A 25,686-nucleotide genomic window follows, 5' to 3' on the forward strand; every position below is an offset into this window, starting at 1 on the left:
ACCGAACTACAAGAGATTATTATTTCATTGGAGGAACTATCTGAGTGGAAATGAAAGGAGGACTTTTATGGGATACGATGTGAGCTTCCACCCGATTTCACCAGAAGAAATGCGGGAATGGTACTTTACCCCTCTTACATGGATACAGCAAGGTCAGGAGAAAAAGGTGCTGATCTTTGCAACACAGCATGGAATGGAAGATTTCTATGCAAAAAAATATCTGGATACTCTGCGGGTCGGAGCTGGGACAGAGTCCAGCGAGCTGTTTGACAAGAGCCATGGCTTCTATCTTGCAGTAATTCAGGGATTTTTCCGGGATTATTATTACACCCGTGGGAGCAGCTTTTCCTTTTTGGTGGAGGAAAAGCCAGAATATGCGCAGTATTTCACTCCATGGGAACAGGTGGTGCCAATTGCCTTTCCTAACCCGGCGGAAAATCGGATCATAGAAAATTATTGCTCCGGTGTGTACCTGTCTCCAGAGCAGGTTGCGCGGCTTTTACGGAATCTGGAGCAGGAACCGAAGGTACAGGAAGATCTGGAGAGGCTTTGGAGTGGTGGACAGCTTGCGGTGCTGAAAAAGGCCCTCACTGCTGCGGCGGAGCTGGGTGTTGGTCTTCTGGAAGCCACCGAGGTGGTGGAGCCCAACCCCATTCACCCCAATGAGAGTACGAGCTATTCCAACTTGTACCACTGCGATCGGGATGGCGTGTATCTCTACATGGATACCGTCAGTAGACAACTGGAGGATGCTCTCAGAGGAAGAGAGGGACAGGCATGAGCAACAAGATGTTTCATCAAAGCTTGGACGATAAAAAAATTGTACCTTAGCGTACCGTTTCTCGTCCAAATGCTGTTTAAAAAGCCAGTAGTCGTGCCGGATAAAGAAAAAAATCCAATATATTAGTATTAGGTGAAATAATTTTTGATGATAATACAGTTATCTTATATGGACAAATGTGAAAAAACTTTTTTATAGAAGAACATAACACAGCAACCAAACACTTTTTTATTAACAAGGGTTCATAGAAATTTTTGAGCGATGTTATTTGCAAATCCATCCGATTTCTGTTAACGAATGTTTGAAAACTCTTTTGGAAAAACTCGAACCTATGACTTACCGCCTTTTTTAGCAAAAGGTAAAATCTCGTTAGCAAATGTTAGCAAACCGAGGCTTTCCACAAAAAAGCCGCAAACCTTGATAAATTAAGGAGTTTTGGCATCTTTGCTGGGAAGCGTTGATAAAAAAGATATCCGCTACAAGTGCGGGAATAAAAGTTCAAAATAAAGAAAAAAATCTACGGTCGCGAATTGTTAATTATAGGTTTGGATTTATGCTACAAAAAAGATATCGCTACCAACGGGAGCATCTTCGTTCAAACGAAAGAAAAGAGTCTGAACGCAAATTGCGTCCAGACTCCGTCTGGCGTCCCTGGCGAGATTCGAACTCACGGCCTTTCGCTTAGGAGGCGAACGCTCTATCCTGCTGAGCTACAGAGACATCTATTCAATTAAAACTGCTACCTATCGTTTTTTTCATTACAACCTTAAGAGGTGGACGATCTATCTAGCTGAGTTACAGAAATATCTTATATATTATATAATAATTGTGATAAAAACGCAAGAGTTTTTTTATAGCAACTATTTTATACTTTTCCGATACGAATTGAAAATAAGATACGATTCTTATTGGAATAATCTGATTTTATTTAGAGTTTGTTGGCCTTGATAAAACTGTAATTTAATGAAATAGAGAAGTAAGTATTATAAACCATTCTCAATAAGAATAATAAAAATAACGTTAAAACTTTTTTTCTTCAAATTTGAATGAATTATTAGTAGGCATATATTCTAGGATTGTTACAAATAATCACAAAAGGCTGGTTCTAATAAAACCAGCCTTTTGTATTATATTGAGAGAAAAGAGAAGAAGAAAACGTTAGTTAATTATTTTTTTCTGCGTGTAATAGCCAATGCTGCACCTGCAACTGCCAATGCTGCGATTCCAGCAATTGGAGCAAAGTCGCCTGTTTTCGCTGCATTTGCTTTGGTTGTAGTAGATTCTTGCCCTGTTTGTGTTCCATCAACAGTATTGCCATTGTCTGTTGGTGTTTCAGCTGGGGTACCATCTACTGCTACCAACCCGTCTATTGCTGTTCTTACTGCATTTACGGCTAAGTCTACATCGTCTTGGGTTGCATTTTCATCTGCTAATACTGCATTTGCATTATTTACTGCTGCTTCCAATACGCTGTAAGATTCTGCTGTATATGCACTTGCATCCAGTTTGCTTGCTTCTGCAAGAACATCTTCCAGAACGGATTTATCTGCTTTAAATCTTAGTTCCATCATAGCATCAAGTAATGCACTGGATACTGTGTCGATTTCAGCTTGCATTGCATTGTCATCTTCGTAAACCGCACGAGCTGCTTTCAGTGCATCAACAAATTCTTGTTTGCCAGCTTCTACGTACCGGTCTAGGTTTGTTTCGATGCTGCCTGCTGCGGAAATCAAACTACCAAGGGAAGCTTTGTCACCTTGTACAAATCCGAGTTTATGGATTTCATTTAACAATGTTCTCCAAGCATTATTCACTGTATCCTGATCCGCTGTGATATCTGCTGCAACGTTTTTCGCGTTTGTCAAAGCTGCTTCAAATGTTTCACGAACCATTGGGATTACATTCTGATATGCTTCATCTTGCATTTGTGCATCTGCGTAATCAATTACATCGTTCAAGATAGTTTTGTTTGTTTCTACAGCTGGAACGTAGCCATCTGCTAAGGAAACTGTCAGAACACCATCGTTAACAGCGAAGTTATAAGAACCAGCAGCAACGCGGAAACTTGCAACTTCCATGTCATTGTGGATGGTCATACCTGTGAATTCGATACCAGTGATATTTGTGAAGTTTTCCACTGCGGAAGCTTCAACTGGTAGATAAAGTGTAGCTGTTGTGTTCGCTGGAACAGTGGTATTATAAGTAGTTAATTTTCCGTTTTCAGCAGTCCAACCGCTTTCAATTACACCATAGTAAGAGTCATAAGAAGCTTGAACATCATTGATTCCGCCTGTTGTATCAATAGAAGGTGTTAAATCAATGTGTTTGAAGCCTGGATTTGCTTCATCTCTGCTGATACCAGCCATTTCTTGGTACATCCACTCTAAGCAAGCGCCGAAGGAGAAGTGGTTAAAGGAGTTCATACCAGGTTCCATAAAGCTGTTTTCTTTCGAGTAGGAGTTCCAACGTTCCCAGATAGAAGTAGCGCCCTGTTCTACAGAGTACAACCAGGATGGGAATTGATTTTGTTGTAACAGTTTATAAGCGTATTCACGTTGGCCATTTCCGGACAGAGATGGCAGGATTACGTTTAAGCCTAAGAATCCAACTGCCAAAGTATCTTCTGCATAGCCAGGACGGAAGGAACCATCTTCATTTTTAATGCTTTCCAACAGTTTGGAAATGATGTACTGTCTGTGTGCTTCATCTTTGTAGAAGCCGAGTTTCAGTGCCCAGGAAATAGCTGTCTGAGAGTTATCCACATATTCGGTGTGGTAAGTATCACCTTCGGATTTGCCATCAGCGGTTGCACTGAGGATGTCTCCATTTTCAGCAACATATTTTTCAAAGAAGAATGCTTTTGTTTCATCAAAGATCTGGTTGTATTTATCAACTTTTTCTTGATAACCTAATGCTTCTGCCATTTTAGCCATTAATTGAGCATCGTATGCGCGATAACAAAGATTTAAATATTGGATAGAGCAAGCCTGTAAAGATACCCAGTCTCCATACCAATTTTCATTATAACCTTCACCATTTGGACCAATTGCATCCATGTAAGCATCCATCTGGTCAAAACTTTCTTCGATAATAGAGATATCACCGGTTTGTTGATACAGAGTCCATGGAAGAACAATACCAACGTCACTCCAACCACTACTTACATTTTTACCATAACCTTGTTGAGCAGGCATAACTGCAGTATAAAGGTCATTATAACTAGCAGCCTGATCATCACAAATTGCCTGATAGTTTTGCAGGAATGCTACAGAATCAAAGTTAAAGGTACCTGTTCCTGCAAATAGCTGTACGTCACCTGTCCAACCACAACGTTCGTTTCTCTGTGGGCAGTCTGTTGGAATGGAGAGGAAGTTGCTTCTCTGGCTCCACAGAACATTGCTGAACAGTTGGTTTAAGTCTGCGTTATTTGTTGTGATGTTACCAGTTTGTTTGGTTGCGGATGTAATTGGCACACCAACAACATTTTTAATGGTAACTGGTTTTGTAGCAGTGATTTGAACGTATTGGAAACCGAAGAAGGTAAAGTCTGGACGATAAGTTACTTCAGCTTCTTCACCAAATTTGTATACTGCTGTTTTTTCACCTCTAAGGCTAGCAGTATAAATGGTACCATCTGGACCTGTACTACCGCCTCTTGGCATATCTGGGTTTTTATTACCATCGTTTAACATTTCAGCATGGCTGAATACGACAGTAGTACCTGGTTCTGCTTCCATAGTGGTTTCCAGAACACCAGCCATATTTTGGCCCAGGTTTACAATTAATCTTTCGCCAGGTTGAATGGTTACTTCTTCATTCATCAGGTCTACGTTGTGTCTTACAACTTCGCCCAGAACATGTTCAGAAGTACCACCTTCTTCTTTAGAATAGTTGATTTCAGAATCTTTGTAGGTGAAAGAACTGGTTTGAGGGTACTGGTTGTTTTCTTCATTATAGTAAGCAACCGCTGCACCGTTGTTGGAAATGATATCTCCATTATAAGTGATGATGCGAACATCATTCCAGTCTTCAGACTGTGTGGTGTCAAAGCTTGGTAAATTCCATCCTGGAACTTCCTTGCTTGCGTCGTATTTTTCACCGCCCCATTTAACGCCGTCTACAAAGTTATCTGGATCGGTTGTAGCGTTTGGATCAAAGGAGCCATTAGTATAGAAATCGTGATTGTAGATAGGACCGTTTTTATTGTATTCCCAAGTATCATCGGTAGCGATGGTTTGTTCTGTGCCATCTTCGTATTCAATAACCAATTTACCAATCATCGCCAGGTCAAGATCGCCTTCACCGCCAATAGCAACACCTTTGTAGCCTTTTGCGGAGATGCTGCTTTTATACCAGCCTCTACCCAGTTCAGCACTCAATACCAAGTCTGTACCAGAGATATAATCGGTTACATCGTAGGTTTGATATTGGATATAGTTGTTATAGTTTACCCAGCCTGGATCAAATGCGGTTTCGCCTTTTTCACTTTCAACCAATTGGCCGTTGATGTACGCTTTGTAATCACCCAAAGCGGTCATGTACAATTTCGCATTTTTGATAGTTTTATCCTGAATGGTCTGTTTTGGGCTACGCATCATTGCTACTGCGTAATCGGTTTCGCCAGGGGATACCCATTTTGCATCATCCCAGCCGTCTACACCCGTAGAAAAAGTAGTGTCAGCAGTTGCCTGGTTTCCGTAGTTATCCCAAGAGGTAACAGAAACAACATAATCTGTCTCTGGAGCCAATGGGGTTTTGCTTGCATATTCAACAGCAATACTGTTATCGCTATTTACTTTTCCACTATCCCAAGCCAGATTACCATCTGTATCTTTTACTACAATCTGATAAGCAGTTTGTTCTGCGCCAACCAAGTTGGAATCCATTTTCCAACCAAAACGTGGAGCTTCAACATCAATTCCTTCTGGGGAATCCACATATTCAACAGTTAAATCTTTCAGGTTTACGTTTGTATCTGGTGTTGCTGATACATTAATGCTAGCCATTAGTGTTGTCATTGTTAATGAAGTTGCAACCAGTGCAGATAAAACTTTTGCCCATTTTTTGTTCTTCATAATACAATAATTTCCTCCTTTATGATAGATTACCTTTTGAATAAAGCGAATACCAAAATTGGTATAAACTGTTTCCCTCCTTCTCATTATATTTGCGGTTTATTTTTTCTCCATTCTTTATGTCCAGCATACTTTTTAACCCCAATACCGAACTTGTGGAGAGCCATCCGCCTTGATTGCTATTATGCACCATTTCATGCAATTTGTATATTGTCCAGTGGGAAAAAGCTTAACTTTTAGGCAAAAAATCAAGTTAACATTTGGGTACAACATTATCTTTTTGGATATTTTTTCATAAAAATCTACCATTTTGTGATAATTTATGATAAAATAGATGCAAAAGGAATTTTGGGAGGAAAAGATATGTTTAAAGTATTTAAAAAATTATCATTATTGATCGTATTGGTTTTTGTTTTAATTTTTATTGTATCTAATGCGATTATTGATGTTTCTTATTATACTTATTTTGAACATATGATGGCGGATAAGCTAAGCCAATCGGTTGAGGTTGCAAGTTCTTCTTACACACAAAGCTTTTTTGATACGATTAAAAGGGAAGCTGTAAAATTAGTAACGGAAGAACCATTAAAAAACTTTTTAGATGGTTCTAATGCTCCAGAAGATACACAGGAATTTTTAACTTACCGTACTGATGTATCTGTTTCAGAATATATTGAGGTATATTCTGCCCAAAGGGATGAAGCGGTTTTTTACGATGAACAAGGGGATTATTTCGGAACTAGGAACGGCAGTGCGGAAGTGGACTTTTCAAATAGTGACAGAGTTTTTTCATCAGTAGCGATTCCAAATGCCCAGGGCGAAATGGACCCCAATAATCCATTTCAATATCGTACTTTGATCTACCAAAAAATATCGGAGGATGGTTCTTATATCGCTTCTGGATTGTGCGCTCATGTGACAAGAGTCAGTATTTTATCCGGGCTTATCCTTCCAAAAAATATCTCTTATACCGATATTCGGAATGGGACAGTAACAAATACTGGAAGTAATATGTATTTAGTGAATTCCGATGGGGTTATTTTATCGGATTACTTTTTACAAAGCACTGGAAAATCATTAAAGGATTATGACCTGGATGCTCAATTTAAAAATAGTACATTTGATGAGGAAAATAAATACTTTGATTATAATGAGCCATCCCGCTTGGTTAGTTGTGGATATCAGCCAAAACCGGGGTTATATATTGTAGGGGTAATACAAAAGCAGGATATTATTTCCGCGATTCTTCCAACATTATTGATTATTGGCATCTCTATTTTTGTGGTACTGGCGATTTTCTGTACCCTCTGCCTATTGATCTTATACCGTGCGTTTTCCCCGTATGAAAAACTGGTGAAAAAGGTATCTGAAACCTCGAATTCTCAGCTTGATGGCGCCCAATTATTAGATGAAGCGATTCAAAAAGGATTAAAAGCAAAACAAAAAGCATATGAAATGGCGATTTCCGATTATATTTTGGATATCGAAACCGATGTGGATACCATTACAGAATTAGAACAATGCTATATTGGTTCCTATACCCCTATTATTTGCCAAATTGATAATTATAATCGGATTTCCTACCATACAAAAGCAACCCATAAATGCCGCGAAGTAATTGAGAGCATTTTTGGATTAATTGGAAAAACATTATGTGTGCACTTGGATAAAAACAAACTGTTTTTTATCCTGTGTGGCGATACAACCACAATCGCTCTAAAAGAGGTGTTGACAGATTGCCAAAATGCATTAAAAAATTCCGAAATTAGTACTTCTTATATTATAGGGCAGACCCAAACGCAGTTAAAGGATATTAAAGACTCCTATGATGAGATGCAAAAAAATATGTTTATGTCAATTTGTTATGGCCCTGGCAATATCCTTACGGAAATTCAGGAAGTAGATCCAGTAGAGTTCCCAACCAACACAATCTCTGCTTTAATTGGAAGCATAAACACTTGTGATACCGAAAAGGTTACCAAATTGTTAGACCAAATCTTTGAAGATTTCCAGGGAAAAGTTAGTCCGCTCATCCCCATTTACCTGCTTCAGATTGCCTTGAATGTCATCAGTCATATCACTTCGTTTGACAGCAACCAGACCCTTTTTGATTATCAGGATATCCTCAATAAAATAACAGAGGCATCCAGCCTATCGGATGCTAGGACGGTTCTTTCCCAATTGTGCTTTGATGCTTGTAGCTATTTGGTTTCTTTCCAAAATAAATCCAAAAGCAAACAGGATATTGAACAAAAAATGATTGACTACTTAAATGAAAATTACAGCAACCCTAACCTTTCCCTTACCTACATTTCCAACATCTTTGGTTATTCCCCAAAATATCTGGGGCGTATTTTCAAAAATTATACCAACACCTTCTTTACCCAATATTTAACTACCTTACGTATGGAAAAAGCACGGGATTTAATCTTAAATACCGATTTACCAATTGCGGATATTTTTGAATCGGTTGGTGTAACTACCTTGCAGCATTTTTACCGGCTGTTTAAAAAGCAGTTTGGAAATTCTCCCGCCGCTATGCGGAAAAACAAACCAAAAGAATAAATTTGTTTGCCCAGCTTTTTTGCTGGGCATATCTTTTTTAAAATCATCACAGTTTAGCAATATTGTTTTTTGCTATTCTACACATCCATTATTTCGCAATGATACAAATTTATCCTTATTTTTTGGTATATTTATGAATATGATTTTTTCTAAAATTTTATTATAATAGTTATTGTATATAGGGTTGTTTTGCCCGAATCTAGGATACACAAGGAGGACAATTCATTACAACAAAAAATAATGGTGCTTTCGTGTAGAAAGCCTCTAATATCATCTCATGGAGGTAAAAGAGTTGAAAAGAAACAAAATTTTAGCACTGGTGCTGGCAATCGCAATGGTGTTTACTATGATTATGCCAATCAACAGTTTTGCTGCATCGGAGCAGGAAACACAAATTGTGGGGATGAAAACCAATGATTTGGAGAATCCCATGGGGATTGATACCCCAAACCCTATTTTTAGTTGGAAAATGAGTTCCACAATCAGAGGACAAAAACAAACCGCTTACCAAGTGGTTGTTGCCAAAGACGATAATTTCCAAAATGTTGTTTGGGATTCCCAAAAACAAACAGGAGATGTTTCTATTGGCATTACCTATGCAGGGGATCCTCTGGAAGCATACACCACCTATTATTGGAAAGTAACCATCTGGGAGAAAGACGGAAAACAGGTGGTTTCTGATGCTGCTACTTTTGAAATGGGCGTGTTAGCAGGTGGATTTGACGATGCGGATTGGATTGTACGTGGTGGAACCTACCCTTACCCAAAAGATTTGGTAACCTTGGATGGAGCGAACTGGATTTGGGCAGGCAGTACAAAAACTCAGCCAGAAACCGCTTATTTCCGATTCAAATTCCAGCCAGATGCCAATAAAACCCTGGAAAACGCTTATGTTGCTTTTACTGCTGACGATTATGGCGTTGCCCACTTTAATGGGACACAGATTGCGGATATTCCAAACGAAGGGGATATCTGGAGAACCGGCCGGGTAATCTATTTGACCGATATGATCAACCCGAATGGCGAAAATATTTTTACTGCATCTATTGTCAACAAGCAAGTTGGAGATGGCGGTTTGGTTGCTAAAATCGTACTGACTTATACCGATGGTACCCATGACATTTTTGTCACAGATGAAACATGGCTGGCTAGTAATTCTACTAATATTACAGAGGATTATACCTCTATTTCTTATGATGACAGCGACCGCAATATATGGAAATATCCAAACAGAGCAAATGAAAACGAAGTGGTTCCATATGGAAGCGCTCCATGGTATTCCAATGTTGGCCTTCCAAACGAAGCAAGTACTTATTCCGGTAAGGTAGCTGCTCCAATTTTCCGGAAACAGTTCGACTTGGATCAAACTGCTGAAAATGTGGTAAACGCACGTATTTACGCCACTGCGGCAGGGCTATATGAATTGACCTTTAATGATAAAAAAGCTGGGGATGAAGCGCTTGCCCCTGGATTTACTCAATATGAAGATCATATCACTTACCAGGCATATAATGTAACCGACCTTATCAAAGATGGACAAAACACCATCAGCGCTACCATCGGAAAAGGGTGGTACCTTGGTGCCATCGCATATGAAATTAAAGGTGTTCAGGAAGCATTTATTGCGAAAATGGTCATTACTTATGCAGATGGTTCCACTCAAACCATTGTAACGGATGATAGTTGGGAATACACCGATGATGGTCCAATTTTAAGCAATGATATGTATAACGGCGAGGTATACGATGCTACCAGAACCTTAAAACCATATCATTACAGTAAAGTTGGCACAACCACAGCGGAAGCTTTGGGGATTGGCCAGATTATTTCACAGATTTCCGGTTCTGTTAAACCAATGGAAGTTTTAGAACCAGTTGCTGTTACAGAGCCAAAAGAAGGCCTGCATATTTTTGACTTTGGCCAAAACTTTGCCGGTGTTGTAGAATTAACGGTAAATACTGAGGCTGGCACTCAAATAATGATGCGCCATGCAGAAGCCCTCAACAATGGGGAACCAAACGCGGATGGCGATCCAGGCACCCTGTACTTGGGAACTCTGAGAAACGCGAAACCAAATGATTACTACACCGCAAAAGGCGGCGGACCAGAAACATACCGTCCTTCCTTTACCTATCATGGATTCCGGTATGTCGAAATCAGTGGGATTGACCTGGAAGACATTGTTAGCGTAAAAGGGATTGTTTTGTACTCTGATATGGAGGATACTGGAAGCTTTGAATCCTCCAATTCACTGGTAAATCGTCTGGAACGGAATGTATACTGGGGACAGCGATCCAACTTTTTATCCATTCCAACCGACTGTCCACAACGTGACGAACGTTATGGCTATACTGGCGACTCTCAGGTATTCTCAGATACTTCTGGCTATAACATGGATGTAAAAGCATTTTTTGACCAGTACCTTATGTCAGTAAATGACTGTGTATTTGACAATGGAGCATTCCCAAATAGCGCACCTGGCGCACCGCCAAATGATAGAAATGACCCTGCTTATAATGGCTGGGCTGATGGCGGCGTTATCATCCCATATAATATGTATATCCGTTATGGGGATGTTGGAATTATCGAACGTTCCTATGACAAAATGGTAAATTATATCGAATACCTATATGCAGATAGGGATGAAAACCACCTGCGTACTTCCCAAACCCAATATGGCGACTGGCTTGCTTTGGACAAAGAAGAAACACCAGTTGCGTTAACGGATACCGCTTTCTGTGCATACGTTTGTGATTTAATGACAGAGATGGCAACCGCAATTGGCAAAACTGAGGATGCAGAACGGTTTGCTGGATACGCACAAGGGTTTAAAGACGCTTGGGCAAAATTCTACTTAAAAGAAAATGGACAAACAATTGTCAACACACAAACCTCTTATGTCATTGGCCTTGCATTTGATGTTGTTCCAGATGAGATGAAACAGGCAACAGCGGACCAATTGGCTGCTGTAATCCAAAGCGATAAATACAATGGCAAAATCTCTACTGGATTTATCTCTACTGGCTTCTTGCTCCCTGTTCTCTGTGAGTATGGCCATGAAGATATTGCCTATTCCTTATTGGAAGATACCGAATTTCCTTCCTTCCTTTATCCCGTTACCCAAGGGGCTACAACCATCTGGGAACGTTGGGATTCTTATTCCCCAAGCGGTTTTGGGAATCCTACTATGAATTCGTTTAACCATTTTGCATTTGGTACAGTTGCCAGATGGCTATACAGTGGCGTGCTAGGTATCACAGTTGATCCAGCATCCCCTGCATACAAACACTTTAGTTTACAACCAGTATATGGTGGCAGTATGACCTACGCAAATGGTTCCTACAACTCTCAATATGGTTTGATTGAAAGTGGATGGAAACTGGATGGAAATGACTTTACCTACAATGCTATTGTTCCAGCAAATACTACCGCTACCCTTTACTTGCCTTCTGACAAAGCAACCGCAATTTATGAAAGTGGCAAAGATGTTACAAAAGAGGCAGTAGAAGGAATTGAATATATTGGAACCGAAAACGGAAAAGCAATCTTTGAACTGCAATCTGGTTCTTACAGCTTCTCCAGCACGGTTGTAAATAAAGCTGAATTGGAAGAAGCGATCAGCAATGCTTCTAATATCAACGAATTCTTCTACACAGCTGATTCTTACCGTGCTTTAACAGAAGCTTTGGCAAAAGCGCAGGAAGTACAAAATAACAAAGATGCTACCGCGGAACAGGTACAACAAGCAACCGACTTATTAAACAGCGCAATCGAAAATCTGGTTCCTATTGCGCAGGACGGAAGCGAGTCCAATCCATATCAAATTAATAGCTTGGATCAATTTAAGCTGTTTGCCAATACAGTAAATTCTGGCGATAGTTTTCAAGATAAATATGTGGAACTGAATGCGGATATTGATTTATCTGGCATCAATTGGACACCAATTGGCACTAGCAATTCAACTACTTCTGGCGCTGGATTTGCTGGTACCTTTAACGGAAACGGCCATGTGGTATCTAATATCACCATCCCAGGTACCTCTAAATACGCAACCTTTGGTTTGTTTGGTACTGTTACAGGTACTGTAAAAAATTTGGGTGTCGAAAACGTAACCATTACACATGATGGCGTAGCTGACCTTCGTGCGGGAGGTTTGGCAGGTACCCTTTCTGGAGGATTGATTGACAATTCTTATGTCATCAATGCCAATGTAAGTGTAGGTGGACGTGTAGCCGCTGGATTTTTAGGCTTAAACCGCAATGGTACCATTCAAAATTCCTATGCAAAAGATATTACTGTTACCGGTGGACGTACTGGCGGATTTGTCAGCGACAATCAGGATGACAGCGGAAACAATAAAGGTACTATTATCAACTGTTACGCAAACACTAGCATTACCGCATCCAGCCATACTGGTAATATTGAAAACAGCCGAACCATTGAAAATGAACAATTCATCGATGGAAGCCTAGTTGATTTACTAAACCAGGGTAATCCAGAAACCGTTTGGGAACAAGGCGAAACCCATCCAGTATTGGTGGTAACCGAAACACCAGAACCACCTGTAGATACGGATAAAACCATCCTGGATAAAGTAATCGTAGAAGCAAACCGTCTGAAAGGTACGGATGAATACAACAATGCGATTCCATCAGTGCAACAGAGCTTTGACAAAGCATTGGAAGAAGCACAGAATGTATATGATAACCCATCTGCAACCCAGGAAGAAGTAAACACTGCATGGCAAACCTTGCTGAAAGAAATCCATAAGCTAGGCTTCCAAAAAGGTGACAAGACAGCTTTACAGGAACTGTATAACCAGGTAAAAGACACCGACTTGAGCCAGTACCGTGATGGAGCAGCGAAAGAAAACTTCAAAACAGCATTGGCAAATGCGGAAACGGTATTGGCAGACGAAGAAGCAATGCAGAAGGAAATTGACAAAGCATACAATGACCTGAAAGCAGCCTATGAGGCATTGGAAAAACTGGCAGACAAGAGCCAGTTAAAAGAACTGTTAGACGAATGTGCAGGATACCAAAAAGAAGAATACACCCCAGCAACATGGGAAGTATTTGCAGGGATTCAAGAAAAAGCACAAGAAGTCTATGAGAATGCCAATGCGAGCCAGGAAGAAGTAAACGCAGCGATCGATGAACTGTTAAGCGGAATGCTGCAATTGAGATTCAAAGCAGACAAATCAATTTTGGAAACTGTAATAAAGGTAGCAGGAGAAATTGATGGAAGCATCTACACAGCAGAAAGCTATGGAATACTGCAAGCAGCAGTAACAGAAGCAAATGAAGTGATGGAGGATGAAAACGCAAGCCAAGAGGAAGTAGATGTAGCAACAACAAGAGTACAAGAAGCAATGAAAGGGTTGGTAACAGTAGAAACACCAGCCGAAAATAATCATGCAGACGGTACACAAACAGGGCAAGAATCTACCACACCAAAAGCAAACGCAGCAAAAACAGGCGATTTTACTCCAATTGCAGGCTTAGCAGTGATCACTTTAGCTGGTGCAGCATTATTACTTACTCGTAAGAAAAAATAACGAATCAATAGTTCCTATTCTATTTTTCTTTCGATATTATCAAAAGGCTGGTTAAAAAACCAGCCTTTTGTAATTTTAATCCGATTCATAAAGTTAAAGCAATATATTTGAGAACCTATGCAAAAATACATGGCATCGATTGAATAGATGTCGTGTTTACATATGATGTCTTTGGATATGGAAAAAGCGTCATGGAATAATTCTAAGGGAGAGCTTTAAGCAAGCTGAAAAGGACGAAAAAAGATAGATAAGTTAACATAGTGCTATTTTTGAAAGTTTTAAAATTTCTCTCTGATCAAAATATTTTCTAATTTCTTCTGTATTTAATATGATGCTAATTAAGTTCCTGTTTTTTTAATAGTACTGATACTTACATTTTAATAAAGTAGAGCTGCTCTTCGGAACGTTGTATCATTTGAGAATATAAATCATCAACAGATTAAATTGTTTTTTCGCCTTGTAGTCTATTTATAAGATAATCTAAAATTGAAAACAGATAAACTAGCTTTTTCAATAGTATTTTCAATTTTTATCATTGATATCTGCTATTTCGCAGACATCACGTTGTTTTAAACCTAGTTTTTCTCGTTTGTATGTTATCCGTTTACTAATAACAATATAATCTATGTTTAAAGAGTTTTCAGCTTATAACAAATTAAAACTAAAATAACAAAAAATCTACAAATCTAAAATAGACTTACAATAAAAATATCAAGCTGATCTAATTAGATAGAACAGTAATAAAATGTAAAAAACAAAACATAAAGCAAGGTTTATATGTTATTTTATGATTTAGAATCATGTATAGGAATATAATTATTTTTCTATATAAAAAAATCCAGACACAAATTGTATCTGGATTCATGCTACAAAAAAGATGTCGCTACCAATGTGTGTATCTTCATTCAAACAAAACAAAAGAGTCCAAACGCAAATTACATTTAGACTCAGTCTGAAAAGTGTTGACAAAAAAAGATATCCATCCATAAAAGTAAAAAATGAGAATTCCGGGTTTAGAATAGGGTCTTTTTGTTTTTACATCACAATCCATTTTGGGGAAGATCATAGGTTTTTTCGCTTAACACTTAAATTTTTATGTAATGGAATTGCCATCACTACTGTGATAAGGGCAGAAAGTATATCGGCAATCGGTTGTGCATACAAAATACCGTTTAATCCCCATGCAAGTGGTAAAATTAGGATAACAGGGATGAAACAGATGCCTTGTCGGCAAGCTCCAAGAATAAACCCCTCTTTTCCTTTTCCAAGGGCAAGGAACAAAGACGAATATACCGTATAGAATCCAAACAGCATAAATGTAATACCGTTTATTCTTAAAGAGGAAGCTCCTATGTTAATCATTTCTACGTTTCCAATTGTAAACTGTGAAACGATAATTGTAGAAAACAGACTGAAAAATAAACCTACGATTATACAGAAAATGGTTGACCATAAGATGGAGATTTTGATTGCAGTATGCAGACGATCAAATTTTTTCGCCCCATAACTGTAACCTGCAATCGGTTGAAAGCCTTTGATAAAACAAAATACTGTTAAACTGCCCATAGATATAAGACGAGTAACAACACCCATTCCTGCTATGGCTGCATCGCTGTAATTGCCTGCGACATTGTTTATTAGAGAAATAGAAATACTTGTCAATAGCTGAAACACAAGCGTCGGAACGCCGATTTTGAAAATTTCAGATAGAATCTCTTTAGAAAAGGTATAGTCCTTTATTTTGAATTGAAAAGTACTTTTCTGTCTGAATATATAGAGTAGATACACAAGAGTAGATACCATCTGTGAAATTGCTGTTGCAATAGCAGCTCCCATAACACCAAAATTAAAAGTGTATATGAATAATGGATCTAAACCGATATTGAGGGCTGCACCTAACAACAAGGCACACATTGTAGTTTTTGCCGCTCCTTCACTTGTCACGATATTGTTCATTGTGACATTAAAAACACTAAAAATGCAGGAAACAATGTAAATACCAGCATAGGTAGCTGCATGAGGAAGGACACTTTCTGTTGCACCTAAAAGTCTTAGGATGGGGTTTAAAAAGATGATTGAGAAAACGATCATAATTGCACCTACAATAAGGCTGCTATATAGTGCAGTGCTTGCCACTTTATTCGCCTGCTCCTTGTTTTGTTGTCCTAACAATCGGGAAATGTAAGATGCTGCTCCATTACCAAAAAGTAATCCTAAACCCACAACTATTTGACCGAGTGGATATACAACCGAGATGGCAGCCATTTGACTTTCTCCTAATCCGCCTACAAAATAGGCGTCAACAAGATTGTATAAAGCGTTAATGAGCATACCAATCATTGTTGGAATACCCATAGCTAAAAGGGCTTTTGGAATTGGAGCGTTTCCTAATAACTCCAATTTTTTGTTTTGATTGTCCATAGTGTTCTCCTTTCATTTCATAAATAAATTATAGTACTATAAAATATAGTACTTGAAATACAAGCGGTATTATACTATAATTTATAGTACTTGTCAAGATAGTAAAGGAGGAAACAATATGGCAACTATTGATTTGATTGTGTTGGGAATATTGAAAAAACAACCTTTAGGTGCATATGACCTTCAAAAATTGGTAGAATACCGAAACATTTCAAAATGGGTAAAGATTAGTACACCATCCATTTATAAAAAAGTAATTCAATTGGAGAAAAAGGGGTATATTATAAGTCGGATTGAGAAAGAGGGAAAGATGCCGGAAAAGGCAGTGTATTCGTTAACTGAAAAAGGAGAACAACAATTTGAAAAACTAATGGACGAACTTTCTTGTAAACCGGTTCATATTTTTCTTGACTTTAATGCGGTTATTGTCAATTTAGAAAATATACCGCTGGAAAGTCGAAAAAAGTGTTTGAAAAACATTGATAATAGTGTAAAACAATTAAAAATATATCTGGAAAATAATATTAATCTGAAAGAAAACGATACAGATATTCCAGTAACGGGTAGGGCTGTTCTACAACAGCAATATGTTTTGGCACAGGCCATTGAGGAGTGGTTGGAATCTGTGAAAAAAACTTTAGAATAAAAAACGGCGGATTTCTGTTGCATTGTAATGAGATTGTAAGAAGTGGACGCTATACTAAAATCATAAAAAGAACTTGGAGGTTTTAGTTATGGCAATTCTTGAAACAAAAGATTTATGCAAGATATATGGCAATGGAGAAAGCGAAGTCCACGCTTTGGACGGAGTGTCTATCTCTGTAGAAGAAGGCGAGTTTGTTGCCGTTATCGGTACATCGGGCAGCGGTAAATCCACCCTGCTGAATATGATCGGCGGGTTAGACCGTCCTACTTCCGGTAGCGTCACGATTCGGGGCAAGGAGCTTTTGAAAATGAAGGACGAGGAACTAACCATTTTCCGCCGCAGAAACATCGGCTTTGTTTTTCAGAACTACAATCTGCTCCCAGTCCTCAATGTGTATGAGAACATCGTGTACCCCATTGAGATCGACGGTGGCAAGACCGATACGGATTTTGTAAAAGAAATTATCCACACTCTCGGCTTGGAGCGAAAGCTCAAAAATATGCCGAACAATCTCTCCGGCGGTCAGCAGCAAAGAGTGGCGATTGCCCGTGCACTTGCAACAAAGCCCGCTATTATCCTTGCTGACGAGCCTACTGGAAATCTGGACTCTAAAACCAGTATGGACGTGATTCTGCTAATGCAATCCATCAGCAGACAATTTCATCAGACCACCATTATGATTACTCACAATGAAGAAATCGCTCAAATGGCAGACCGCACAATCCGCATTGAGGACGGCAAGGTTATTTTGGGAGGTGTGAAGTATGCACGCTAACCGGAATAAAAGTGCGGTCAAGCGGGTGGAAAAAGGCATGATGAAAGCAAACCGCACCCGTAACCTGTTTGCGGTATTTGCAATCGTCCTCACCACCTTTATGATCACCACAGTGTTTAGTTTAGGCATTAACTATATGGAAAATATGAAGTTAATGCAGGTACGAACGGCCGGTACAACCGCAAATGTGTCCCTTGCGATGCCGACGGCGGAGCAGGAACAGCAGATTAGAAACTTAGATTATGTCAAAACCATTGGTACGCAGTATATAGTCGGATCGGTTGCCGAGAAGAATGACGAGGGACGAGAGCTTTCCATTGCACTCCAGTATTACGACACCACTGAATGGGAAAAACACTATCAGGAAGCCATTAAGGATTTGGAGGGCAAATACCCCGCAAGCGAAAATGAAATCATGCTATCGGAGGACGCTCTTTCACAGCTTGGCATTACAGACCCGAAGCTGAATATGGAAATCCCCTTGTCCTACTATGATAAAAACGGTCAGCAGGAAAGGACTTTCATGCTGAGTGGCTGGTTCCATTCCTATGCAGGCACGGGAATGGGCTTTGTTTCACAAAGCTATTGTAAAAACGCAGGCTATACAATGGCACAGGACGGCGTTCTCTCTTTATCGCTGAAGAAAATGCCCGACGATTTTATGCGGATTCAAAAAGATGTGGAGTTAAACGAAAACCAGTCTTTTAGCGGTTCGGCTTCAATGAAATCATCAAGCGGTTCAGTTATCGCAATGGTGATCCTCTTGGTATTCTTCATCATTGGCAGCGGTTATCTGCTCATTTACAATATCCTATATATCTCCATTTCAAAGGATACCCGTTTTTATGGTTTGATGAAAACGCTGGGTACAACACAGGCGCAGATCAAATCGCTGGTGAAAAGTCAGGCGGTTAAGTTTGCCTGTATCGGTATTCCCATTGGCATTTTGTTAGCTACCGCCGTTTCCTTTGGCATTGTTCCTCTTGTCTTGAATGAGGGCTTTGAACAGGGCAAATCGATGATGGAGGCCGAGATGTTCTTCCACCCGTCGATTTATATTCTGTCTATCCTCTTTTCGGCGGTAACGGTTTGGATTGCCTGCAACGCACCGGCAAAAGCGGCGGCGAAAATTTCCCCTGTGGAAGCGCTAAAATTTCAGAACTTCGCGCCGAAGAAAACGAAAAGCAGAAATTCCACCAATGGAGGTAAGCTGCACGTGATGGCGTTCCACAATGTATTCCGTGACAAAAAGCGTGCTATTCTTGTGTTTATGTCCCTGTTTATGGGTATTACAATGATCTTAGGTGTCAACGGAGTCATCGGAAGTATGAATGCCGAAAACTTTATTAAAGAATATATGGACTATCACTTTGAATACAACGATATCCAGTTTGAACAGCCCGAACAGCCCAATAAAGAAGTACCACAGTTTGATGAACACTTTGTGGAACAGATCAAGCAAGTCAAAGGGATTGAACATGTGGATGTTCAAAAAACCGTCTGGGCGGGCATTGACTTTGACGAAGCCACTTTAGAAAATTTTATGAAAATTAAATATGAGGACAGCAAATATAAATCCAAAGGGCAGTCCTATGAACAGATGATAGAGATACTAAAGGGGTATGCTGATGCCGGTGACTATGGCTGCTATATTACAACGTTTGACGATGATAAAGCACTGGAAGAATACAACGCCAAACATCCGGATACACCCATTAACATTGAGGCATTCAAGCGTGGCGATACTGCAATTACAGGAATGGATACTGAATATAATGCGCCCAATACCGCTTTAGTGGGTAAAACACTGACGCTGACCGCCGACAGTACAGACGGCAAGGCAACCGATTTCAAAATCGACGGAGCTTTTTACTATGACGATTATGGGAATAATCTTTCCGATAGTATTGGCAGACGAAAAGACATTCATATTGTGCCGAATATCATCTTCGTCAGCGAAGCGGGTATGGAACGCCTGACGACAGAACCGATCATTTCCGCAATCGGCGTGGATATTAAGAATTTCAATGACTTGGAACAAATTGACAGCGAATTACAGGCAATCAACAGTACCTTGACCACATCGGAGTGGCAGATGAAATCTGCTGTTAACCAGAAAGAACTATTTAATCAGACGTTCTATTCTGTCAATCTGTTAGGAAACGGTGCAGCAATTCTGCTCATTATCATTGGCTTGATTAACTTTGTTAATGTGATGCTGACCGGCGTAGTAGCAAGAAAAAATGAATTTGCTATTATGGAAAGCATTGGTACAACGAAAAAGCAGATTAGAAAGATATTGACCTTGGAAGGCGGTATTTACGCTCTCATCTCTACGTTGTTGATTATGACTTTTGGAAATACTTTCCTAATGTTGGTGGCGGACGCCGTTCCCCACATAGCAAACTATGCGGTATTTGAGTACCCTGTTGCACTTGTCATCGGTTTGATCGCAGCAATCTTTGTGATCTGCCTGAGCGTTCCTGCCATTGTTTACAAGGCGACTTCAGATGAAACGGTCATTGAGCGGCTGCACAATTTTGAAAACTAAGTGAGTTTGCGGGACGGACGCAGCGCTGCTGCGTCTGTTCCCGCAACTCTGTATATTGAGGAAGGTGGTGTGTTCTGCGGCTATGGCAAATATTTTTCTCCTTGAAGACGACAAAATTTTGAGCAAGGGAATTTCGATTGCCTTAAAAAAGGACGATCATACGGTCACAGCGGTCTATGGTTATCTGGAGGCCTTGCAGCAATACCAAAAGCAAAAGTTTGATTTGTTCCTTCTGGATATTAACCTGCCCGACGGCAGCGGCCTTGCCCTTTGTGAAAAAATCCGTGAAACCTCCGAAACACCTGTTTTGTTCCTGACCGCCAACGACACTGAGGAAGATATGCTTTCCGGCTTTTCGGTGGGCTGTGACGACTATATTTCCAAACCTTTTCCCATTGAGGTTTTGCGAAAAAAGGTGCTGGCGGTCTTAAAACGGACCGGCGGAGGAGCTGCCCGCATCCGATACCGGGATTTAGAAGTAGATAAGGAAAAGTGCCTTGTTTTGATGAAGGGGCAGGAAATACACCTGACCTCAACGGAATATAAACTGCTCCTTTATCTGATAGAAAACAGGGGCAGAGTTGTTACAAAGGCCATGCTTTTGGAACAGCTTTGGGATATAGACGGGAACTTTGTGGATGACAATACGGTGCGTGTGAATATTAAGCGGCTCCGGCAGAAACTGAGCGACGAAAAGCAGGAATATATTGTGACGGTTTTTGGTATGGGCTATACCTTTGGAGAATGACGATGAAGCATTTTGGAATTTACAGAAAACTGATTTTAATGACAGGTACTGCCACAGCAGTGATATCTATCGGTATGTTCTTTTTTATGGAGGACAGCCTTCTCCGTATGCTGTTTGTTGTTTCTGCCTTTGTGCTTTTATGCGGTCTGCTGTTCCTGCTGGACTTTCTGCACAACCGTTATAACGATAACCTCTTGGAAGAGATCACACTGCTCATTGAGGCTTTGGTGGAGCAGCAGGAACGGACGGTTTTTTCAGAAGCTGAGGACACCCTGACCGCACGGCTGCAGCACCAGCTTCTAAAGCTCCGCAATATTTTAAGAGCGCAGAATCAAATGCTGGCGCAGGAAAAAGAGCATATTAAGACTTTGATTTCTGATATTTCCCACCAAATCAAAACGCCGGTAGCGGCGGCTAACACCTTTGCGCAGCTGCTCGGTGATACAGGATTATCCGACGAGGAGCGAAACGAATATATTGCTACTTTGCAAATATCCCTGGAAAAGCTGACTTTTTTGACAAACAGCCTGATTAAAATGTCCCGTTTGGAAAGTGGCATTATCCGTCTAAAACCCGAACGAAACAGCCTGAACGATATTGTTTTGCAGGCGGTAAAAACGGTTTATGCCAAGGCAAGGGGAAAAAACATCACCATTACCTTTGACTGCGAACAGACCTTTGAAGCCCTGCTCGATTTTAACTGGACGGCAGAAGCCATTACCAACGTGCTTGACAACGCTGTGAAATACACCCCAAACGGTGGTGTTGTGGGTTTAAAAATTATCGAATACCCATCCTATCTGCGGCTGGATATATCCGACAACGGAATTGGGATTCCCGAAGAAGAACAGGCAAAGATCTTCGGTAGGTTTTACCGTGGAAAGCAGTCGGCGGGAGTTGACGGCGTAGGGATCGGTCTCTATCTTACCCGTGATATTGTGAATAAGCAGAACGGGTATATCAAAGTAATATCTAATGAAAATGGCAGCATCTTTTCCCTATTCCTAAAAAAAGATTAGAGGCGAGAAAATGAAAACAATTTTGCTTGTCGATGATGACTCTTTTATTCGGCAGCTATTAGCGAAATTTTTCCAAAAAATGGTTTTTCTGTTGCGGAAACAGATAGTTTACAGTCTGCAAAACAATTTCTCGAAATAGATCAAGCGGAGCTTGTAGGTTCGGATTTGAATATGCCAGATGGAAATGGTTTTGAACTGTATAACTATGTTCATCAAAATTATCCCGACATGGAGGTTATGCTTCTCACAAATGCTTTGAGGCTATTCGTTTGCAATAAAGCAAATGAATACGGCATCCCAATTGAGGCGAAAAATTCAAATGTGTTGATTGAGAAAATAACAAAGCAACTAAATACAGGCTAACCCTATGAAAAACAAGAGCGCAACCCGTAGTTGACAAAGTGCATTTTCAGAGTGATAGATTAAAAAGTTCTGTTTTGATATAATATTATTAGAATTCAAACAGAAGGAGGTACCCTCTATGGCATTTGGTGAAAAACTATTTAAGCTGAGAAAAGAAAGAGGTTTGTCACAAGAGGCATTGGAAGAGAAGGTTAACACCACTTGTCAGGCGATTAGCAAATAGGAAAATAATCAAGGTTTTCCTGAAATAGAAAAGTTAATGATACTTAGTAATATTTTTGAAGTTTCCATTGACTATCTTTAAAGGATAGCGAATCAACTGATACACAATCAACAGATGGGTATTATGTAAGCCGTAAAAAAGCCGAATCGTGAATTTTACACGAGAAAAATTTTTCCCGCAGAATAGCGATTGGTATTGGCATAATAATCTGTTCCGCTTTTTCTTTTCGGTAAAAATACGGTCGTCGGTCTGATTTTTTGTGCAATATGTGTTGTGATAGGACTTGGGATTATTTTAGTTACCTGTTTGTCAGATCACGATTATGAATATAAGGCACTTAAACAAAATGCACTAATGCTTGACCACAATTATTTGGATGACTTAAAAAAGCGCTACAGTTTTCTAAGGAAAAAGTACATTGGTATCATAATAGGGGGGTCTCTGTAGTACTATTAAACGGAATAATATTCTTTATTTCGATTGAGTTTTATAGTGTGCCTAAAAAACGGCACTCCCTTTTTTTCTGCCGTTTATTGCCTTGGGGGTTGGGTCATTATTCTACTCTTTTTCGGTAATGGATGCTATATTAGTATATAACAAGGAGCATATAAATAAGCTTTTCACTCGATTTCTTCATAAAGTTCAGAACTTATTTAGTAGCCATCGTTGAGAAAGAGCGAGGAGGATTATTATGAAACAGCAAGCGATCCTATCGGTCTTTTTAATCTTTTTTCCTCTGTTGGCTTTATAATTCCGGGTGGTGAAATATCCGCTGCCTATTTGATTTTTCAAATCGTCTTTCCAGTAAGGTTTCTGGAGAGAATCTTGTTCTTTCCCAGCCAGGTAAGTAATTTAGGGGGAGAGCGAGAAACTTTCCCAGCCTGCTAGCCGGAGAGATTCTAAAAAAGAGTATACTTACCTCCTTGTATCTTGAAAGCTTGAAATGGTCAAGATACTCGGTTTCGTCAGTTTATCTATCTTTCTGCTGGAAATTTCTAAACATGGATAGGTAGGGAAAGGTGGTGAAATGTAAAAAAGCAGGATCTTCCTTTTACCCTGTGGAGTGATTTGAACAATAAACAACCTCCCTCTGTCACTTTAACGAAGGGAGGTGCTTCTCTACACGAACGGCCTGATAAACCGAAATCTTGTCATTCCATAAGCAATCGTCCATTATCATTCCATTCGCCATACATAACTCCTGCCTTTGTTTTATCTAACAGCTTTTGTAAGCGGCTCTGAAACAGTTCTGGTTGCTTTTTCTTAATTTGAATTGTATCAATTCTCACACGTTGATAAAGTGGAGGAAAACTTTGGAAATTCGACCAAACTTCTGCGTTAGCTTGTAGTGCGCTCAAAATATCTTTATCAATCACAAATCCCTTCTCACTCATATCCGGCAACACAGCACGACCAGCATCTGTCATTCGTCCTAATCGTTCCATTCTACGGCAGCGTTCTTTGTTCAATTCAGACCATAGACTTCCCTTCCTTCGAGGAGCTAATCTTTGTGCTGTTATTCCGTTATCCATTTTCTTTGTTGTACTGTCAATCCAGCCAAAGCACATTGCTTCTTCAACTGCGTCTATATACCAAAATGTTTCATCGTTAACAGGGCGCCCACGCTTTACAACTACCCAACATTCATTCTCTTTATCATGATTTGTCAATAGCCATTGGCGTAACTCATCACGATTTTGAGCATTCAATAGATTTTTAAATTGCATTTGTTTTACCTCTGAAACTTCTAGTTTTATTGTTAAGTTTTATTTTACCATATTTTTATACTTCCATCATTATATAGTGAAATCGACGAAGTTGGGGTCTATTAGTCCGAAAGTAAACAGGGATGCGGGACCTCCGGCCTGAAAAATCAGGCGGAAGCCCCGCTGTGACGGATTTTACTGCGGTTTGCTGTTTGGACATCTATGGTAAAACCGTTTTTCGGATTTCACTTCCAAAAGCCCACAAACCCGCATGAATACTGAAAAAAATGGAGTGACATCTTTTTTGTCACTCCATCATGGTGCCGGAAGCGGGACTTGAACCCGCACCTTGTTGCCAAGACTGGATTTTGAGTCCAGCACGTCTGCCAATTCCATCATTCCGGCATATTGAATTGTAACTTACATTGAAAAATAACTTTGTTTAGCTTCAATGTTCAGGTGGATTACGAGTTATTATTATACAGGACAGATCTCATTTTGTCAATAGAAAAATCAAAAAAAATGAAAAAAATTATTTTTATGAGGAAATATGAAAATTTAAGGATCATTTTTATTTTAGAATAGAGATTTTTAATTGACGAAATCCCTATAGTTATGGTATGATAAGAATAAAGAAATTATAAATTTACCATATTAATAAATGTTAACATAGATTAGCACAATGAAAGGAGTAGTTCTTATGAAAAAAGAGTATACCAATCAAACAAACCATTATCAAGTAATCGGAAATACCTCTGTCGTTGTAATGGAAGGGACAGAACAAGAATGTAAAGAATTTTTAAAAGGTACCATTATTTCAGATAAAGTTGAAAAGCCAGAAGAGCGTAAAAATAACAAACCAAACTTATGTTTGGTAGCACCTGGGGAAACGGTATCCAGATGTTATGGAATGTGTTGTGGCGCATGTGACCAAAGGGAATCTTATGAAGAAATATTGGAACGTTTGGGAGAATCTGCAAAATAATATAGTATAATCAATAAATTAGAAAACAACAAAAAGGGCTTCTATAGATTTTATTCTATAAAAGCCCTTTTCATTATTTAAGCCTATTCGTTAATAATTGGAAAGTGATTTTTAAGGATAGTACTGTATTATTTCTAACAATATATGATGGATTTTCTAAAGAATGCAGTAGCTTTAAAGAAAATGCAAGACAAATTTAATTTTCCATTCGCAAACCTGGTAATGTGATAATTAAAATTGATATAAAAATAACCTCCGATAAAATAGGAGG

The 25,686-nt window shown here is 39.5% G+C and carries 13 protein-coding genes and 2 tRNA genes; 10 read left to right on the forward strand and 5 right to left on the reverse strand.

What is annotated here, in order from left to right; translation table 11 throughout:
- Positions 1-67: 67 nt before the first annotated feature.
- Entirely contained in the window at positions 68-781 is a 714-nt protein-coding gene (locus BQ2683_RS07595; protein ID WP_069988404.1) for a hypothetical protein, read from the forward strand.
- 643 nt (positions 782-1,424) lie between these two features.
- Here BQ2683_RS07595 and BQ2683_RS07600 read toward each other — a convergent pair.
- Both BQ2683_RS07600 and BQ2683_RS07605 read right to left on the reverse strand, forming a co-directional pair.
- A tRNA-Arg gene (locus BQ2683_RS07600) sits at positions 1,425-1,501 on the reverse strand.
- Between the two features lie 446 nt (positions 1,502-1,947).
- Positions 1,948-5,856 carry a family 78 glycoside hydrolase catalytic domain gene (locus BQ2683_RS07605; RefSeq protein WP_069988405.1) on the reverse strand — a complete coding sequence of 1,303 codons (3,909 nt, stop codon included), beginning with the start codon at positions 5,854-5,856 and terminating at the stop codon, positions 1,948-1,950.
- 363 nt (positions 5,857-6,219) lie between these two features.
- On the opposite strand from BQ2683_RS07605, the gene BQ2683_RS07610 reads away from it, so the two are divergent.
- Positions 6,220-8,421: a helix-turn-helix domain-containing protein gene (locus BQ2683_RS07610; RefSeq protein WP_069988406.1), complete on the forward strand. Its 2,202-nt coding sequence runs from the start codon at positions 6,220-6,222 to the stop codon at positions 8,419-8,421.
- A gap of 292 nt (positions 8,422-8,713) precedes the next feature.
- Positions 8,714-13,978 carry a family 78 glycoside hydrolase catalytic domain gene (locus BQ2683_RS07615; protein ID WP_069988407.1) on the forward strand — a complete coding sequence of 1,755 codons (5,265 nt, stop codon included), beginning with the start codon at positions 8,714-8,716 and terminating at the stop codon, positions 13,976-13,978.
- Between the two features lie 1,062 nt (positions 13,979-15,040).
- Here BQ2683_RS07615 and BQ2683_RS07620 read toward each other — a convergent pair.
- Positions 15,041-16,399: an MATE family efflux transporter gene (locus BQ2683_RS07620; protein WP_069988408.1), complete on the reverse strand. Its 1,359-nt coding sequence runs from the start codon at positions 16,397-16,399 to the stop codon at positions 15,041-15,043.
- 118 nt (positions 16,400-16,517) lie between these two features.
- Here BQ2683_RS07620 and BQ2683_RS07625 point away from each other — a divergent pair, with 118 nt between their 5' ends.
- The 6 genes from BQ2683_RS07625 (at position 16,518) to BQ2683_RS13905 (ending at position 22,501) form a co-directional block, all read left to right on the forward strand.
- Complete coding sequence (locus tag BQ2683_RS07625; RefSeq protein WP_069988409.1) at positions 16,518-17,045, forward strand: PadR family transcriptional regulator; 528 nt, start codon at positions 16,518-16,520, stop codon at positions 17,043-17,045.
- Between the two features lie 88 nt (positions 17,046-17,133).
- A complete protein-coding gene (locus tag BQ2683_RS07630) occupies positions 17,134-17,820 on the forward strand; it encodes an ABC transporter ATP-binding protein (protein WP_069988410.1) in 687 nt (228 codons plus the stop codon).
- Positions 17,810-20,371: an ABC transporter permease gene (locus BQ2683_RS07635; RefSeq protein WP_069988411.1), complete on the forward strand. Its 2,562-nt coding sequence runs from the start codon at positions 17,810-17,812 to the stop codon at positions 20,369-20,371. Before BQ2683_RS07630 ends, BQ2683_RS07635 begins: the two co-directional genes overlap by 11 nt.
- Before the next feature lie 82 nt (positions 20,372-20,453).
- Positions 20,454-21,119 carry a response regulator transcription factor gene (locus tag BQ2683_RS07640; RefSeq protein WP_069988412.1) on the forward strand — a complete coding sequence of 222 codons (666 nt, stop codon included), beginning with the start codon at positions 20,454-20,456 and terminating at the stop codon, positions 21,117-21,119.
- A gap of 2 nt (positions 21,120-21,121) precedes the next feature.
- The gene (locus tag BQ2683_RS07645; protein WP_069988413.1) at positions 21,122-22,138 is read left to right on the forward strand and encodes a sensor histidine kinase; all 1,017 of its coding nucleotides are present in this window, start codon (positions 21,122-21,124) and stop codon (positions 22,136-22,138) included.
- A gap of 57 nt (positions 22,139-22,195) precedes the next feature.
- Entirely contained in the window at positions 22,196-22,501 is a 306-nt protein-coding gene (locus BQ2683_RS13905; RefSeq protein WP_083256418.1) for a response regulator, read from the forward strand.
- Positions 22,502-23,875: 1,374 nt separating this feature from the next.
- On the opposite strand, the gene BQ2683_RS07660 is transcribed toward BQ2683_RS13905, so the two are convergent.
- A complete protein-coding gene (locus BQ2683_RS07660; RefSeq protein WP_069988415.1) occupies positions 23,876-24,451 on the reverse strand; it encodes a YdeI/OmpD-associated family protein in 576 nt (191 codons plus the stop codon).
- Positions 24,452-24,748: 297 nt separating this feature from the next.
- Positions 24,749-24,835 (reverse strand) — tRNA-Leu (locus BQ2683_RS07665).
- 295 nt (positions 24,836-25,130) lie between these two features.
- Between BQ2683_RS07665 and BQ2683_RS07670 the strand changes: the two genes are divergently transcribed.
- A complete protein-coding gene (locus tag BQ2683_RS07670; protein ID WP_069988416.1) occupies positions 25,131-25,415 on the forward strand; it encodes a hypothetical protein in 285 nt (94 codons plus the stop codon).
- Positions 25,416-25,686 lie beyond the last annotated feature (271 nt).

Source organism: Massilioclostridium coli, from assembly GCF_900095865.1.
GTDB classification, from domain to species: domain Bacteria; phylum Bacillota; class Clostridia; order Oscillospirales; family Ruminococcaceae; genus Massilioclostridium; species Massilioclostridium facile.